At 63.3% G+C, this 14,671-nt stretch carries 16 protein-coding genes; 3 read left to right on the forward strand and 13 right to left on the reverse strand.

Annotation, left to right across the window (positions count from 1 at the left end; translation table 11 throughout):
- Positions 1 to 10 precede the first annotated feature (10 nt).
- The 10 genes from nuoI to ACNPP0_RS08565 form a co-directional block, all read right to left on the reverse strand.
- On the reverse strand, positions 11 to 499 hold the full coding sequence (nuoI, locus tag ACNPP0_RS08520) for an NADH-quinone oxidoreductase subunit NuoI (protein WP_006217967.1): 489 nt from the start codon (positions 497 to 499) through the stop codon (positions 11 to 13).
- 21 nt (positions 500 to 520) lie between these two features.
- Positions 521 to 1,594: an NADH-quinone oxidoreductase subunit NuoH gene (gene nuoH / locus ACNPP0_RS08525; protein WP_332610734.1), complete on the reverse strand. Its 1,074-nt coding sequence runs from the start codon at positions 1,592 to 1,594 to the stop codon at positions 521 to 523.
- Positions 1,594 to 3,921 (reverse strand): NADH-quinone oxidoreductase subunit NuoG, encoded by a 2,328-nt coding sequence (gene nuoG, locus ACNPP0_RS08530; protein ID WP_448705620.1) that lies wholly within the window; start codon positions 3,919 to 3,921, stop codon positions 1,594 to 1,596. Before nuoG ends, nuoH begins: the two co-directional genes overlap by 1 nt.
- Before the next feature lie 15 nt (positions 3,922 to 3,936).
- Positions 3,937 to 5,304: an NADH-quinone oxidoreductase subunit NuoF gene (gene nuoF / locus ACNPP0_RS08535; protein ID WP_046802540.1), complete on the reverse strand. Its 1,368-nt coding sequence runs from the start codon at positions 5,302 to 5,304 to the stop codon at positions 3,937 to 3,939.
- Positions 5,301 to 5,795, reverse strand: coding sequence for an NADH-quinone oxidoreductase subunit NuoE (nuoE, locus tag ACNPP0_RS08540; protein WP_006217963.1), 495 nt, complete (start codon positions 5,793 to 5,795; stop codon positions 5,301 to 5,303). The genes nuoF and nuoE overlap by 4 nt, the downstream gene beginning before the upstream one ends.
- Before the next feature lie 47 nt (positions 5,796 to 5,842).
- Positions 5,843 to 7,099, reverse strand: a complete 1,257-nt coding sequence (locus ACNPP0_RS08545; RefSeq protein ID WP_006217962.1) for an NADH-quinone oxidoreductase subunit D — start codon at positions 7,097 to 7,099, stop codon at positions 5,843 to 5,845.
- A gap of 3 nt (positions 7,100 to 7,102) precedes the next feature.
- Entirely contained in the window at positions 7,103 to 7,729 is a 627-nt protein-coding gene (locus ACNPP0_RS08550) for an NADH-quinone oxidoreductase subunit C (protein ID WP_046802538.1), read from the reverse strand.
- 75 nt (positions 7,730 to 7,804) lie between these two features.
- The gene (gene nuoB / locus ACNPP0_RS08555) at positions 7,805 to 8,281 is read right to left on the reverse strand and encodes a NuoB/complex I 20 kDa subunit family protein (RefSeq protein WP_006217960.1); all 477 of its coding nucleotides are present in this window, start codon (positions 8,279 to 8,281) and stop codon (positions 7,805 to 7,807) included.
- A gap of 43 nt (positions 8,282 to 8,324) precedes the next feature.
- On the reverse strand, positions 8,325 to 8,684 hold the full coding sequence (locus ACNPP0_RS08560) for an NADH-quinone oxidoreductase subunit A (RefSeq protein ID WP_006217959.1): 360 nt from the start codon (positions 8,682 to 8,684) through the stop codon (positions 8,325 to 8,327).
- A 298-nt stretch (positions 8,685 to 8,982) separates the two neighbouring features.
- A complete protein-coding gene (locus ACNPP0_RS08565; RefSeq protein WP_332610738.1) occupies positions 8,983 to 10,098 on the reverse strand; it encodes a porin in 1,116 nt (371 codons plus the stop codon).
- A gap of 467 nt (positions 10,099 to 10,565) precedes the next feature.
- On the opposite strand from ACNPP0_RS08565, the gene ACNPP0_RS08570 reads away from it, so the two are divergent.
- Genes ACNPP0_RS08570 through ACNPP0_RS08580 form a run of 3 tightly spaced genes read left to right on the forward strand, consistent with a single transcriptional unit; the run spans position 10,566 to position 12,084 of the window.
- Complete coding sequence (locus ACNPP0_RS08570; protein ID WP_442880321.1) at positions 10,566 to 11,198, forward strand: TetR/AcrR family transcriptional regulator; 633 nt, start codon at positions 10,566 to 10,568, stop codon at positions 11,196 to 11,198.
- Positions 11,195 to 11,638: a PaaI family thioesterase gene (locus ACNPP0_RS08575; protein WP_332610739.1), complete on the forward strand. Its 444-nt coding sequence runs from the start codon at positions 11,195 to 11,197 to the stop codon at positions 11,636 to 11,638. The genes ACNPP0_RS08570 and ACNPP0_RS08575 overlap by 4 nt, the downstream gene beginning before the upstream one ends.
- A complete protein-coding gene (locus ACNPP0_RS08580) occupies positions 11,635 to 12,084 on the forward strand; it encodes an NAD(P)-binding domain-containing protein (RefSeq protein ID WP_332610740.1) in 450 nt (149 codons plus the stop codon). The genes ACNPP0_RS08575 and ACNPP0_RS08580 overlap by 4 nt, the downstream gene beginning before the upstream one ends.
- Here ACNPP0_RS08580 and ACNPP0_RS08585 read toward each other — a convergent pair.
- The 3 genes from ACNPP0_RS08585 to ACNPP0_RS08595 are packed head-to-tail and all read right to left on the reverse strand — an operon-like array spanning position 12,058 to position 14,601.
- A complete protein-coding gene (locus ACNPP0_RS08585; RefSeq protein WP_448705621.1) occupies positions 12,058 to 12,822 on the reverse strand; it encodes a phosphatase PAP2 family protein in 765 nt (254 codons plus the stop codon). The genes ACNPP0_RS08580 and ACNPP0_RS08585 overlap by 27 nt on opposite strands.
- Before the next feature lie 7 nt (positions 12,823 to 12,829).
- Complete coding sequence (locus tag ACNPP0_RS08590) at positions 12,830 to 13,630, reverse strand: metallophosphoesterase family protein (RefSeq protein WP_332610742.1); 801 nt, start codon at positions 13,628 to 13,630, stop codon at positions 12,830 to 12,832.
- Entirely contained in the window at positions 13,627 to 14,601 is a 975-nt protein-coding gene (locus ACNPP0_RS08595) for a diacylglycerol/lipid kinase family protein (RefSeq protein ID WP_448705622.1), read from the reverse strand. The genes ACNPP0_RS08590 and ACNPP0_RS08595 overlap by 4 nt, the downstream gene beginning before the upstream one ends.
- Positions 14,602 to 14,671 lie beyond the last annotated feature (70 nt).

Genomic DNA, 14,671 nt, shown 5'->3' on the forward strand with positions numbered 1-14,671 from the left:
ACCCTGGGCTTCAACGGTAAGGAGCGTCGTCGGCCCGGCGGCGGGCGATGTCGGCTTCGTAGCGATCGCCCACGGCGAGCAGCATGTCTTTGGTGAAATACAGGTCGCCGCGCTTTTCACCGTGGTATTCGTGGATATGGGTTTCCACGATCGAGTCCACGGGGCAGCTTTCCTCACAGAAGCCGCAGAAAATGCACTTGGTCAGATCGATGTCGTAACGCGTGGTGCGGCGGGTGCCGTCCTCGCGCTGGTCCGATTCGATGGTGATCGCCAAGGCCGGGCACACGGCTTCACACAGCTTGCACGCAATGCAGCGCTCTTCCCCGTTGGGGTAGCGGCGCAACGCGTGCAGGCCGCGGAATCGCGCCGACGTCGGCGTTTTTTCCTGCGGGTAACGCAAGGTGACCTTGCGCTTGAAAAAGTACTTGCCCGTCAGGCGCATGCCCTTGAGCAACTCGGTCAGCATCAGGCTGCCGAAGAAATCTTTGATCGCTTCCATATCCTGCCTCTGCCTGGCGGCTTAGCGCCAAATGTTCCAGGGCGTCTGCATCCAGATCGCCACCACGACCAGCCAAACGCCGGTCAGCGGGATGAAGATTTTCCAACCCAAACGCATGATCTGGTCATAGCGGTAGCGCGGGAACGAAGCGCGGAACCACACAAACAACGAGACCACAACGAACGTCTTCAGACCCAGCCAGATCCAACCCGGAATCCAGGTCAGCGGCGCGATGTCGATCGGGGAAGCCCAGCCGCCCAGGAACATGATCGACGCCATGCAGGACAGCAGGATCATGTTGGCGTATTCACCCAGGAAGAACAGGGCGAAGGCCATACCCGAGTACTCGACCATGTGGCCGGCCACGATTTCCGATTCGCCTTCGACGACGTCGAACGGGTGACGGTTGGTTTCAGCCACGATAGCCACGACGTAGATCACGAACAGCGGCAACAGCGGCAGCCAGTTCCAGGACATGAACGTCAGGCCCTTGTCGGCAAACCAGCCGCGGTTCTGGACGTTGACGATCTCGGACATGTTCAGGCTGCCCGACACCAGCAGCACCGTGACAAGCACGAAGCCGATGGCCAGTTCGTAGGACAGCATCTGTGCCGAAGCGCGCAGCGCGCCCAGGAAGGCGTACTTGGAGTTCGACGCCCAGCCCGCAACGATCACGCCATATACGCCGATCGACGTAATAGCCATGATGTACAGCAGGCCGGCGTTGACGTTGGCCAGCACGACATCGGGACCAAAAGGAATCACGGCCCAGGCAGCCAGCGCGGGCATCAGCGTGACCACGGGGGCCACGACGAACAGCACCTTGTTGGCTTCGCTGGGGACGATGACTTCCTTGGTCAGCAGCTTGAACACGTCGGCAAACGGCTGCAACAGCCCCCTGAACCCGACACGGTTCGGACCCACGCGCACATGCATGGCGCCGATCATCTTGCGTTCCCAGTACGTCAGGTACGCAACGCACAGAATGATCGGCACGGCGATGATCACAATCTTGATGAGGGTCCAGAGGACCATCCAAACCGTCGGGCCCAGCAATTCCTGCCCGTGGCTCTCAAGAACATTAAGCCATTCCATCAGGCACGCTCCACGCTGAGTTGACCGAATGCGCCACCCAGGGCTGCGGTGTTTTCAAAGGCTGCGGAAATGCGCACGGCGCGATCGGCCACGGCATCGTCCTGCACGGTTTCAAGTTCGACGGCGCCTTCAGCACCGGCCACGCGCACCTTGACCCCGGCCGTCAGGCCCAGGCTGGCGAGCGTGCGGCCGTTCATGGCGGCGGCAGGCTTGCGGGATGCCGGGGCTGCTTGCAGCGGCTCGGAGCGGCGGACCATGGCGTCGGTGCGATAGATCGGCACATCGGCCACGCGTTCCAGGCCGGTCAGCGGTTGGCCCAGGCCCAACGGCGCCTTGACGTCGTTGGACAAGCGGCCTTCGATGCCGCCGGCCAGCGCGGCATCGCGCACCGATTCCGACGTTTCATCGTCAAAGCCGGCCAGATGCAGCACGTTGCCCAGCACGCGCAGAACCTTCCAGCCCGGACGCGTCTGACCCATCGGTGCAACCGTGCCCTTGAAGCTTTGGGCCAGGCCTTGCGCGTTGACGAAGGTGCCCGACGTTTCGGTGAACGGCGACACCGGCAACATGACGTCGGCCCACTCGGCGGCTGCCGAACGGTACGGCGTCAAGGCCACGGCGAACTGCGCGCCGCGCAGCGCGGCGATGGCTTGCTGGCCGTTATCGGCGTCCAGCAGCGGTTCGGCGTGCAACACGATGTAGGCCTTGAGCGGCTCGGCCAGCATGGCAGCGGCGGTCTTGCCGCCCTTGCCCGGCACGGCGCCGGCCAGGTAACCGCCGACGGTGTTGCCGCCGGAAGTCAGGAAGCCGAACTTGCCACCGGCCAGGTTTGCCACGGCGCGGCCGTTGGCGGCCAACGTCGTCGCTTGCGCACTGGCCACGGCCATGTTGCCCAGCAGCACGGCGGTGTTGGCGCCGGAAGCCAGGCTGGCGGCGATGAGCTTGGCGTTTTCGCCCGGGGTGACCGAGGCGAATTCGGCCGGCACGGCCTGTTCCTTGGCTTGCGCCAGGGCGACGGCCACTTCGGCCAGCGCGCGCGGCAGCTCGGACGGCGTCACGGTGATGCGGGCAGCGACGGGCATCAGGGGATCGTCAGCGGCGCTGTCGACCATCAGGATCTGCGTGCCGCGCTTGGCGGCCTGGCGCAGGCGTTGCGCCATCAGCGGGTGATCCTTGCGCAGGAACGAGCCGACGACCAGGACGCGGTCCAGGTTGTCGAGTTCTGCGATGGGCATGCCCAGCCACGGCGCACCGGTCAACGCGGCGTCAAAGGCCGGGTCGGTCTGGCGCAGGCGGAAGTCGATGTTCTCGGAACCCAGCGCGCGGACCAGGCGGCCCAGCAACGCATATTCTTCCGTGGTGGCGTATTCGGACGCCAACGCGCCGATCTGGCCGGCGCCAAAGCTGTCACGAACGCGCGACAGGCCTTGCGCCACGGCTTGCAGCGCGTCAGCCCACGAGGCTTCCTGCCACTTGCCGTCGGTGCCCTTGATCATCGGGGCGGTCAGGCGGTCGTCGCTGTTCAGGCCTTCGTACGAGAAGCGGTCGCGGTCGCTGATCCAGCATTCGTTGACGGCGTCGTCTTCGAAAGGAACCACGCGCATGACGCGGTCGCCCTTGACCTGAACCACCAGGTTGGCGCCCAGGCTGTCGTGCGGGCTGACCGAACGGCGGCGGGCCAGTTCCCAGGTGCGGGCGCTGTAGCGGAAAGGCTTGGAGGTCAGCGCGCCCACCGGACAGATGTCGATCATGTTGCCCGAGAGCTCGGACTCGATCGAGCGGCCGACGAACGTCGTGATCTCGGAGTGTTCGCCACGGCCCAGCATGCCCAATTCCATGACGCCGGCGATTTCCTGGCCGAAGCGCACGCAGCGGGTGCAGTGGATGCAGCGCGTCATTTCCTCGGCGGAAACCAGCGGACCCAGGTCCTTGTGGAACACGACGCGCTTTTCCTCTTGGTAACGCGAGGACGAGCCACCGTAGCCCACGGCCAGATCCTGCAACTGGCATTCGCCGCCCTGATCGCAGATCGGGCAGTCGAGGGGGTGATTGATAAGCAAGAATTCCATCACCGACTTCTGAGCGGCGCGAGCCTTTTCAGAGCAGGTGTGGACGACCATGCCGTTAGTCACGGGCGTGGCGCAGGCGGGCAGCGCCTTGGGCGCTTTTTCCACTTCAACCAGGCACATCCGGCAGTTGGCCGCGATGGACAGTTTCTTGTGGTAGCAGAAATGCGGCACGTAAAGCCCGACTTTCTGAGCGGCATGCATGACCATGCTGCCTTCGGGCACTTCGACCTGATTGCCGTCGACGGTTAGTTCAACCATTGCTGTTCCTGAGACCTACAGATATTGCGGGACCACACAAGACTTATGCTCGATGTGGTGCGCGAATTCGTCGCGAAAATGCTTGAGGAAGCCACGGACGGGCATGGCGGCGGCGTCACCCAGGGCGCAGATGGTGCGGCCCATGATGTTGCCTGCCACGTTGTCCAGCAAGTCCAGATCTTCCGGACGGCCGTGACCGTTTTCGATGCGATGCACCATGCGGTAGAGCCAGCCGGTGCCTTCGCGGCACGGCGTGCACTGGCCGCAGCTTTCCTCGAAATAGAAGTACGACAGACGCAGCAGTGACTTCACCATGCAACGCGTTTCGTCCATGACGATCACAGCGCCGGAGCCCAGCATCGAGCCGGCCTTGGCGATGGAGTCATAGTCCATCGTGCATTCCATGATGATGTCGGCCGGCAGCACCGGGGCGCTGGATCCGCCAGGGATCACCGCCTTCAGTTTCTTGCCGCCGCGCATGCCGCCCGCCAGTTCCAGCAGCGTCGAGAACGGGGTGCCCAGCGGGATCTCGTAGTTGCCGGGGCGTTCGACGTCGCCGGTGATCGAGAACAGCTTGGTGCCGCCGTTGTTCGGCTTACCGACTTCCAGGTAGGCCTGGCCGCTATTACGGATGATCCACGGCACCGCCGCGAACGTTTCCGTGTTGTTGATCGTGGTGGGCTTGCCGTACAGGCCGAAGCTGGCCGGAAACGGTGGCTTGAAGCGCGGTTGGCCCTTCTTGCCTTCCAGCGATTCCAGCAGCGCGGTTTCTTCGCCACAGATGTAGGCGCCGTAGCCGTGGAACGCGTGCAGCTGGAAGCTGTAGTCCGAACCCAGGATCTTGTCGCCCAGGAAGCCGGCGGCGCGCGCCTCTTCCAGCGCTTCCTCGAAGCGTTCGTACACTTCGAAGATTTCGCCGTGGATGTAGTTGTAGCCGACGCTGATGCCCATGGCGTAGGCCGCGATCGCCATGCCTTCAATCACGATGTGCGGATTGAAGCGCAGGATGTCGCGGTCCTTGAACGTGCCCGGCTCGCCTTCGTCCGAGTTGCAGACGAGGTACTTTTGGCCGGGGAACGCGCGCGGCATGAAGCTCCACTTCAGGCCGGTCGGGAAACCCGCGCCGCCACGGCCGCGCAAACCCGATGCCTTGACTTCGGCGATCACGTCTTCCGGCTTCATGCCGGTGGTCAGGATCTTCTTCAGGGCTTCGTAGCCGCCGCGCTTGACGTAGTCTTCCAGGCGCCAGTTGGCGCCGTCGACGTCGGCCATGATCTGCGGCTTGATGTGCCGGCCATGCAGGCACATCGAATTGGACAGGTCGTTCAGCGGATTGGGATCAAGCCCTTGCGCGAACTGCTTGTACAGGTCGGGCGCGTTCATGCCGACTCTCCTTGGACCTTGAGGGCCGCGACCAGCGCGTCCAGCTTCTCGTCGGTCATGCGCACGCACATATGCTTGTTGTTCACGATCAGCACGGGGGAATCGCCGCAGGCGCCCATGCATTCGCCTTCAACCAGCGTGAACTGGCCGTCGGCGGTGGTTTGACGGTAGTCGACACCCAGCTTGCGCTTGAGGTATTCGCCGGCACGGTCGCCATCGCGCAAGGCACAGGGCAGGTTCGTGCAGACGGCGATCTTGTTCTTGCCGACGGGCTTGACGTCGAACATGTTGTAGAACGTGGCGACTTCCTGCACCGCGATGGGCGGGACGCCAATGTAATTGGCCACATCTTCAATGGTTTCGGTAGCCAACCAGCCCTTCTCTTCTTGCGCGATGGCAAGCGAGGCCATGATGGCGGACTGCCGCTGGTCGGCCGGGAACTTCGCGAGTTCTCGGTCGATTTTCTGGTAGGCCTGTTCGGAAAGCAGCATAGTTTGAATCCGGGTTATGCGGGCGTGCTCGTGACTGTCTGGGCGGATCAGCGATCGATCTCGCCGAAAACGATGTCCTGCGTACCAATGATGGTGACGGCGTCGGCGATCATGTGACCGCGCGACATTTCATCCAACGATTGCAGGTGGACAAAGCCGGGGGCCCGAATCTTCAGGCGGTAAGGCTTGTTGGCGCCGTCCGACACCAGATAGATGCCGAACTCGCCCTTGGGGTGCTCCACCGAGGCATACGCCTCGCCCGGGGGCACGTGGAAACCTTCGGTGAAGAGCTTGAAGTGGTGAATCAGCTCTTCCATGTTGGTCTTCATGGCGGTGCGCTTGGGCGGGGCGATCTTGTGATTCTCGATCATGACCGGGCCCGGATTGTTGCGCAGCCATTCCACGCACTGGCGGATGATGCGGTTACTTTCACGCATTTCAGCGATGCGGACCAGATAGCGGTCGTAGCAGTCGCCGTTGACACCCACGGGGATGTCGAAATCGAGCAGGTCATAGACTTCGTAGGGCTGCGTCTTGCGCAAGTCCCAGGCGACGCCGGAGCCGCGCAGCATCGGGCCGGTAAAGCCCAGCGCCTTGGCGCGATCGGGGTCGACCACGCCGATGCCCACCAGGCGCTGCTTCCAGATGCGGTTGTCGGTCAGCAGCGTTTCGTACTCGTCGACGCAGGCCGGGAAGCGGTTGGTGAAGTCTTCGATGAAGTCCAGCAGCGAGCCGGAACGCGCGTCATTCATGATGCGCATTTCTTTGTCGCCACGGTATTTGCTGGTGTCGCCGTACTGCGGCATCGTGTCCGGCAAATCGCGGTAGACGCCGCCCGGACGATAGTAGGCCGCGTGCATGCGGGCGCCCGAGACCGCTTCGTAGCAGTCCATCAGGTCTTCGCGTTCACGGAAGGCGTACAGGAACACGGCCATCGCGCCCACGTCCAACGCGTGCGAACCCAGGGACATCAGGTGGTTCAGCAGGCGCGTGATTTCGTCGAACATCACACGGATGTACTGGGCGCGCAGCGGGGCTTCAACGCCCAGCAGCTTTTCGATGGCCATGACGTAGGCGTGCTCGTTGCACATCATGGACACGTAGTCCAGGCGGTCCATGTAGGGCAGCGCCTGGATGTAGGTCTTGTGCTCGGCCAGCTTTTCAGTGGCGCGATGCAGCAGGCCGATGTGCGGGTCGGCGCGCTGGATGACTTCGCCGTCCAGTTCAAGCACCAGGCGCAACACACCGTGCGCGGCCGGATGCTGAGGACCGAAGTTAAGCGTGTAGTTCTTGATTTCTGCCATGATTTAACGCCCCAAGCCGTAGGAGTCTTCGCGGACCACGCGCGGAGTGATCTCGCGCGGATCGATCGTGACCGGCTGGTAAATGACGCGCCGTTGTTCGGGGTCGTAACGCATTTCGACGGTGCCGGACAGCGGGAAGTCCTTGCGGAACGGATGGCCGATGAAGCCGTAATCGGTCAGGATGCGGCGCAGGTCGGGGTGACCTTCGAAGACGATGCCGTACAGGTCGAACGCCTCGCGCTCGAACCAGCCCACGGCCGGCCAGCATTCCATCAGCGACGCCACGATCGGGAATTCGTCATCGGCGGCCCAGGTACGTACACGCAGGCGCCAATTGTGTTCGATCGACAGCAGGTGGATCACCACGGCGAAACGCGCGCGGTGCACCTTGGCGCTGGGTTCCTCGGGCAGCTGGCGCGTGCCGTTGCCCCAGGTCAGGTAGTCGACGCCACAGAGGTCGATACAGGTTTCAAAGCGCAGGCCGGCTTCGGTGCGCAGCTTGTTGCAGACCGAGAACCATTGCTGCGCGGGCACTTCGAGCGTGAGCTCGCCCAACGCCTCGGTCAGCGCAATATCGGCGCCGAGGGTGGTCTGCAAATTGTTTTTCAGGGTTTCGAGCCTGGTCATCATCTTGTACGCTTAGGTGAACCGATACGCTGGTATCGCAGGGCCGGCGGCAAGGACTGCCGCGGACGGGGCGAGAGATCAGCGCGCAATCGTGTTGGTCAGACGGATCTTGTTCTGCATTTGCAGCAAGCCGTAGACCAGCGCCTCGGCCGTGGGCGGGCAGCCCGGCACGTAGACGTCTACCGGTACGATGCGGTCGCAGCCACGAACCACCGAATACGAGTAGTGGTAGTAGCCGCCGCCATTGGCACAGGAGCCCATGGACACGACCCAACGCGGCTCGGGCATCTGGTCGTAGACCTTGCGCAGCGCCGGCGCCATCTTGTTGCACAGCGTGCCAGCAACGATCATCAGATCGGACTGACGCGGACTGGGACGGAAGATGATGCCGAATTGGTCCAGGTCATAACGGGCCGCGCCCGCGTGCATCATCTCAACCGCGCAACAGGCCAGACCGAAGGTCATGGGCCACATGGAGCCGGTCTTCGCCCAATTAAGGAACTTGTCGGCGCTGGTTGTGATGAACCCTTGCTTGAGAATGCCGTCTATAGCCATATTCGTCTCTGATAGCGTGCGGTGAAGAAAAACCCGTGGGGGTTTATTCCCAGTCCAGCGCGCCCTTTTTCCATTCGTAGATGAAGCCGACGGTCAACACGGCTAGGAAAACCATGACCGTCCAGAAACCGACGAGTCCGACTGTGCCCTGGGCGATGGCCCACGGGAACAGGAACGCGATTTCCAGGTCGAAAAGAATGAACAAAATCGCCACCAGGTAGTAGCGCACGTCAAACTTCATGCGGGCGTCTTCGAACGCTTCGAAGCCGCACTCATAGGGCGACAGCTTCTCAGCGTAGGGACGCCGCGGGCCAAGGAGGGAGCCGGCCGTTAGAAGCGCGAACCCGATAAGGGTGGCCACTACGATAAACAGCAGGACGGGAAAATACTGTTGCAGGTTCATTCAGGCGTCCGTCAAATGCGCAAACCTTAGGATTGTAGCATTCGCGTGGTTACTTCCGGCTGAACTCTGTAGCTTGAACAACGGGTGAAAGACTGCATTCCTCAAATGGAACAATCGCAGTTTTCGGACCAGAAGCGCAAGCATACAGGACTCAGCTGACAAGCTCCCGAGCGTCATACAAAATCAGAACAAAGCACGAAAAAAAAGCCACCCCGAAGGGTGGCTTTATACGAACGAGCCGCAGCCCGTTCGTTCGCTTGCGCTTTATATCCAGACAGGGCTTGCGCCCTGCATTGGATTAGAAGCGGTGACGGACGCCCACGCCGACGGCGGTCGACTTCAGGTCGTCCACGAAGGCGTAGTTCTTGGCGTACGAACCGTAGGCGTACAGGTTGGTGCGCTTGGACAGGTCGTAGGTGTAGCCCAGCGAGTAGACTTGGGTCGACTCATCGCCGCCGGTCAACTTGGTGTTGCTGGGATCAACCATTTGCCACGAACCGAACAGGCTGCTTGCGCCGCCGATCGGGGCGGACAGGCCGACCATGTACGAGTTGGCCTTGAAGCCGTCAGCGAAAGCGTTAGCACCGAAGTTCACGCTGCCGATGTTGGTGTCGACGCCTTGACCAGCGAACCAGCCGTCGGTCGTGCGAGCGTAGGCCAGAGCCAGCTTCACAACTTCGAAGTCGTACGAACCGCCGATGGCGTACTGACGCGGGGTGGCGTCAACCGAAGCCGACGACAGCTTGTTCGAGGCGTTCAGTTGGTCGTACGTCAGGGCGACGTTCAGGGGGCCGTTGACGTAGCGCAGACCGGTCGTGATGGCGCGGGTGTTGTCGGCGGTCTTGAAGCCGGTTTGAGCAGCGTTGGTGTCGTTCACGTTGAACGAGTAGCCGACGCCGAACTGGAAGCCGCTGAACGACGGGGTCTGATACATGACCATGTTGTCGTAGCGGTTCGTGTTGGCGGCGCTCAGAGCCACGCCGATGTTAGCTTGACCGAAGCCAGCGCCGAACGGGTCGATCGAGCCGAAGTACTTCGACGCGATGTTGGTTTGGCGACCGAAGTCCAGTTGACCCCAGCTGTCGCTGGCCAGACCGACGGTGGCTTGACGACCGAACAGGCGGCCGCCTTGAGCGGAGTTGCCGTTACCGGAGTTGAAACCCGATTCCAGTTGGAAAACAGCGCGCAGGCCGTCACCCAGGTCTTCCGAACCACGCAGACCCCAGCGCGAACCGTTCTGGACGCCGTTGATCATGCCGAAACGGCTGCCGTTCGCCGCATCGTTCGGGGCGCCGCTGATCTTGTTGTAGCCGAGGCCCGTGTCGATGATGCCGTACAGGGTGACAGACGTTTCTGCCTGGGCGACACCGGCAAAACCGGCGAGCAGGGCGGCAGCGAGCAGAGTCTTTTTCATTTAAGAAATCTCCGTTGATTTGAGTGACAAGAGCAGCAATCCAGCAAACCAGCCTGCCGCCCCCCTAACTCCGCGAAGGGAAGTTGACGCTATTGCATCAAAAATCGAGGGGACTGGCTATGGTCGGCATCAGAAAAGTGCAGGTTTGCGACACCCCTGTTGGGATCTTGCAACATCGCGATGGTGCCGCTCCAGTGGTGTTAGGGCTAACCCGACCCCAAACGGGTAAGCACGTATCCATGCGACTTTCAGCCCTGCCCCTAATTATTCGGGGCGTTTTCCCGGCTGTCTTTCAGGCGCCTTTCGCGCACCAACACATCGGCTTTGTACACGGAAATCGGTTTTGCCCCCGTGAACAGGCATCGCGCCGACTGTGACCGCGCCACATTTCCATAACATTGTTATTTATAAAAATCGTCGATATTATTCCCTGCATCCCTGCCCCCCTGCCCCCTTTTCCTCTGCCCATGCCCGTATCCCCATCCGACCAACCGGAACGCAATGAGCGCAGCGAGCGCAATGAACGCCTCAACGCGCTGCGTCGACAGATGATTCTGGATGCCGCGCAGCGCGTCTTCGCGCGCGACGGCCTGGAAAAGACCACGATCCGGGCAATCGCGAAGGAAGCCGGCTGCACCACGGGCGCGATCTACCCCTGGTTTGCCGGCAAGGAAGCGCTTTATGGCGAACTGCTGGACGAGTCGCTGCTGGGCCTGCACGACCATCTGGCTGACGCGGCAGCCTGGCCCGCTTCCGGGGCGGCGCGCAAGACCATTCACACCTTTTTCGAGTACTACGCCCAGCGCCCCACGGATTTTTCGCTGGGCCTGTACCTGTTCCAGGGGCTGGGGCCGCGCGGCCTGGGCAGGGACATGGACGAAAAGCTCAACGCCCGGCTGCGCCAATGCGTGGACCATATCGGCGCCGCGCTGGCGCGTACCAAGTCCTGGGACCCGGCCACCGTGGCGGTCGAACAGATGAACGCGTTCACCTATCTGATGGGACTGTTGCTGTTGCAGCACACGCATCGCTTGAAATCCCTCGGGCAGCAGGCCGACGCCCTGCTGGACCACTATTGCCTTGTCCTGGAGCAACGATGACCGCCGCCCTTCCCGCCACCGACGCCGACGCGCCGCTGATCAGCCTGGCCGACTTTCACATCCTGCTGGCCGACCAGCATCCCTTTTCGCTGCTGTTGGGCATAGACGTCGTGCGCATCGGGCGCGGCACCGCCCGCGCGGTGCTGCCGGCCCGCGAGGCGCACCAGCGGCTGGGCGGCATCGTGGCCGGTCCGATGCTGATGGGACTGGCCGATCTGGCCATGTACGCCGCGGTGGTCGGGGCCACGGGCCAGACGCACGCGGTCACGGCAAGCCTGACCATCAATTTCCTGCGCAAAAGCCCCGCCGGCGCCATCCATGCCGATGCGCGGCTGCTGAAGGTGGGCAGATTGTCCGCCGGCGAAGTCATCCTGACAGGCGAGGGCTCGGACGAACCCGTGGCCCACATCGTGAGCACGTGGTCCGTGCCCAAGCCATGAACCTGCGTATCAGCATCGTAGGCATGGGCGACACCGGCACGATGGCCGCGCGACGCTTGCTGGAAGCCGAACCCGACATTGCGCTGACCCTGTACGACCTGGACCCGGAACGCTGCGAGCCTTTTCGCGGCTCGGCCACGCTGGCCACCTCCGCGCGCGAAGCCTTGATGGAATCAGACACCATCGTGCTGGCCCTGCCGCGCGAACGGGAAATTGACCGCACGCTGGAACGCTTCAGTGATGGCGCGGTGACCGCGCCGATCCGGGGCAAGCTCATCGTGGACCTGGCGCCGCCGCCGCCGGAACGCGCGCACCAGCTGGATCGCGCGGTAGCGCTTGCGGGCGGCCGCTATACCAGCATCCCGGGGTTGGCCGTCGGCGACGCAAGCGGCATCGCGGGCAACGTACAGCGCCGGCTGCTACGCGTCTTGTTGTGCCCGGCCTGATCTGCAATAGCGCTCGGCCACGGCCACGCACAGCGCCAGCCAGGCCAGCGTGACGGCAAAGCCGGCCACCACGTCGCTGGCGAAATGCACTTGCAGCAAGATGCGGCTAAGGCCGATGGCCATGATCAGCGCGCCCGCCGCCGCCACGCACGGCCAGCGCCATTGGGCCGGCGCCAATCGCCACACCAGATAGCAGGCGGTGCCGTATACCGCCATTGCCGCCGACGCATGCCCACTGGGAAAGCTCCAGCCCGCCGCTACCGCGAAGCCGTGATCGTGTTCCGGCCGGACGCGTTCAAACGTGTGCTTCAGCACCCAATTCAGCGCCCCGCCCAAGCCCGTGGCCAGCGCGCAAAATACGGCCAGCCGCCACCACCCGGTCCACAGCAGATAAAGCGTCATCAATACGCTGAGCACGGTCAGGAAGTTGCGGTCGCCCAGATACGTGAACCAGGACAGCAGCCACAGCAGCGACGCGTTCATCGACATGCTCAACGCGTCGGCCAACGCGCCGTCGAAGGCCACCACATCGCCCTGGCTATGCACCGCCCACGCCAGCAACCCAAATATCGCCACCGCCAGCGCCACGCCCGCCACGATGGCGCCGCGGCGGGCGTCAGTCGGCCGGCCCGCCACGACACGGACGGTGTACAGGGCAAAGGCGCCCGTCAACAACGGCAATGCAATGAACAATTCCAGGGCATGGGCCGCGGCCCATTGCGCGTACGGATCTGTCATGGCGCGGTCACCGCTCGACCGTGCTGACCAGCGTCTTGTCGACCGGTGCGAACACGTGGGCGGCTTCGGCATAGTCCCAGCGTTCGACATGGCACATCTGCTGGTCGCCCTCGCCTTCGCGCGTGATCACGTTCACGGAATTGGGCACGCTGCCCCGCACCCGGCTTGAGCACGCCGTACCCGCCTGCACGATCCAGCCTGCCGGCTTGCCCGCCGCCGACAGCGGCAGCACATAGGGCAAGTGGATATGCCCGCCCAACACCAGGTCGATACCCGATTGCGCCCAGGCCGCCAGCGCGCGTTCGCGCCCGTTAAGCAGATTGGACAGGTCGGATTCCACCTTGGCGCGCACGGGATGATGCGCGACGACCACCCGCAACTGCCCGGGGCGCGCCTGCCGCAGGCGCTGCGCCACGCGGGCAATCTGCGCGTCGGAAATTTCGCCGTCCTTATGGCGGCGCGGCCGCGTGGTGTTCACGCCGATAGCCAGCAGGCCGGCATTTTCGAACACCGGCTCCAGCACCGCGCCCAGCGCCCGCTTGTAGTTGCCGTAGGGGTTCAGCACGCGCGCGAACACGTTGATCAGCGGGATGTCGTGGTTGCCCGGCACGGCCAGGACGGGCAGCGACAGGCGTTCGATGAACTTGCGCGCCGCCGCGAATTGCCCGCGCCGCGCGCGCTGCGTGATATCGCCGCTTAACACGACCAGATCCGGGTTCAGCGATCGCGCCAAGTCCAGCGCGGCCTCGACCACAGGTTTGCGCTCGGTGCCGAAATGCGTGTCGGACAATTGCAATATCCGCGTCATGAGCGATCCAGGTATTGCGAATCCGCGGGCACCACCAGCGGCAGCTTTTCGTCGGCCACCTTGAATTCCAGCGGCGTGTTCATCCACGAAATCTCGCCGTCCATCGCGACCTTGACGCGATGGCGCCCCCGAATGCGCACCGTCATGCGGTGAAAGCCGAAGCTGATGACGTGCTCGGCCTCGCCCAGGCGGCTGAAAAGGCCGCGCAGCAGCAGGCCGTACAGCGCCAGCGTGCCCACCGGTTTGACGGTCATGGCCACCAGCCGGTCCCGGTCCAGGTCCTCGGACTCGATACCCACATGTTCCAGCTGCAACTTGTTGTTGCCCACCACCAGCGTCGGCGTGCGCAGGTCGCTTACTTGGCCCTTTTCTTCCAGTTGCAGCCGCAATTGGCGCGGCGCGCGCAGCAGGGTCACCACGCCGGACCACAACGCCACCAGCCGGCTCCGGCCAAAGCGCTGCTTATAGGCCTCGCGGTCTTCCAGCAGCGTGGGATACAGCCCCAGGCTGGCGTTCACAAGAAACAGCCGGCCGTTCAGCTGGCCGACGCGTACCGGCTGGATATGGCCTTGCAGAAAGCCGCGCAGCGCAACGTCGGTGTCTTGCGAGATACCGTAGGCGCGCCCGAAGTAATTGAACGTGCCCTGCGGCAGGATGCCGAACGGCACGCCCTTGCCCAGCACGGTGGCGGCCACGGCGTTCAGCGTGCCGTCGCCGCCCGCCGCGATGACCACGCCTTGTTCGTCTTGCGCGCGCTTGACGGCGGACTGTGCCGTTTCGGTGAGGCGGGTCGGGTCGTCCACCGGCATCAGCGTGTAACGCCTGCCCGCTTCATCGAGAATGCCGCGGATGGTGTCTTGCAGGACCTGCGCGTCGCCGCGCCCCGATCCTGTATTGAGGACGATGAATAGCGGCTCTTGTCCCGTCAGGGATTGCGCTTCGGTGCCTGGGCGCTGGTCGGATGGAGTCATGGGAGAAAGATAGCCCATGCCGGTAAAACGCCGCAAGGCGGCATGCGCTGCGCCGACCCCTCAACGGGCC

This window comes from Achromobacter semiaridum (genome assembly GCF_053543755.1).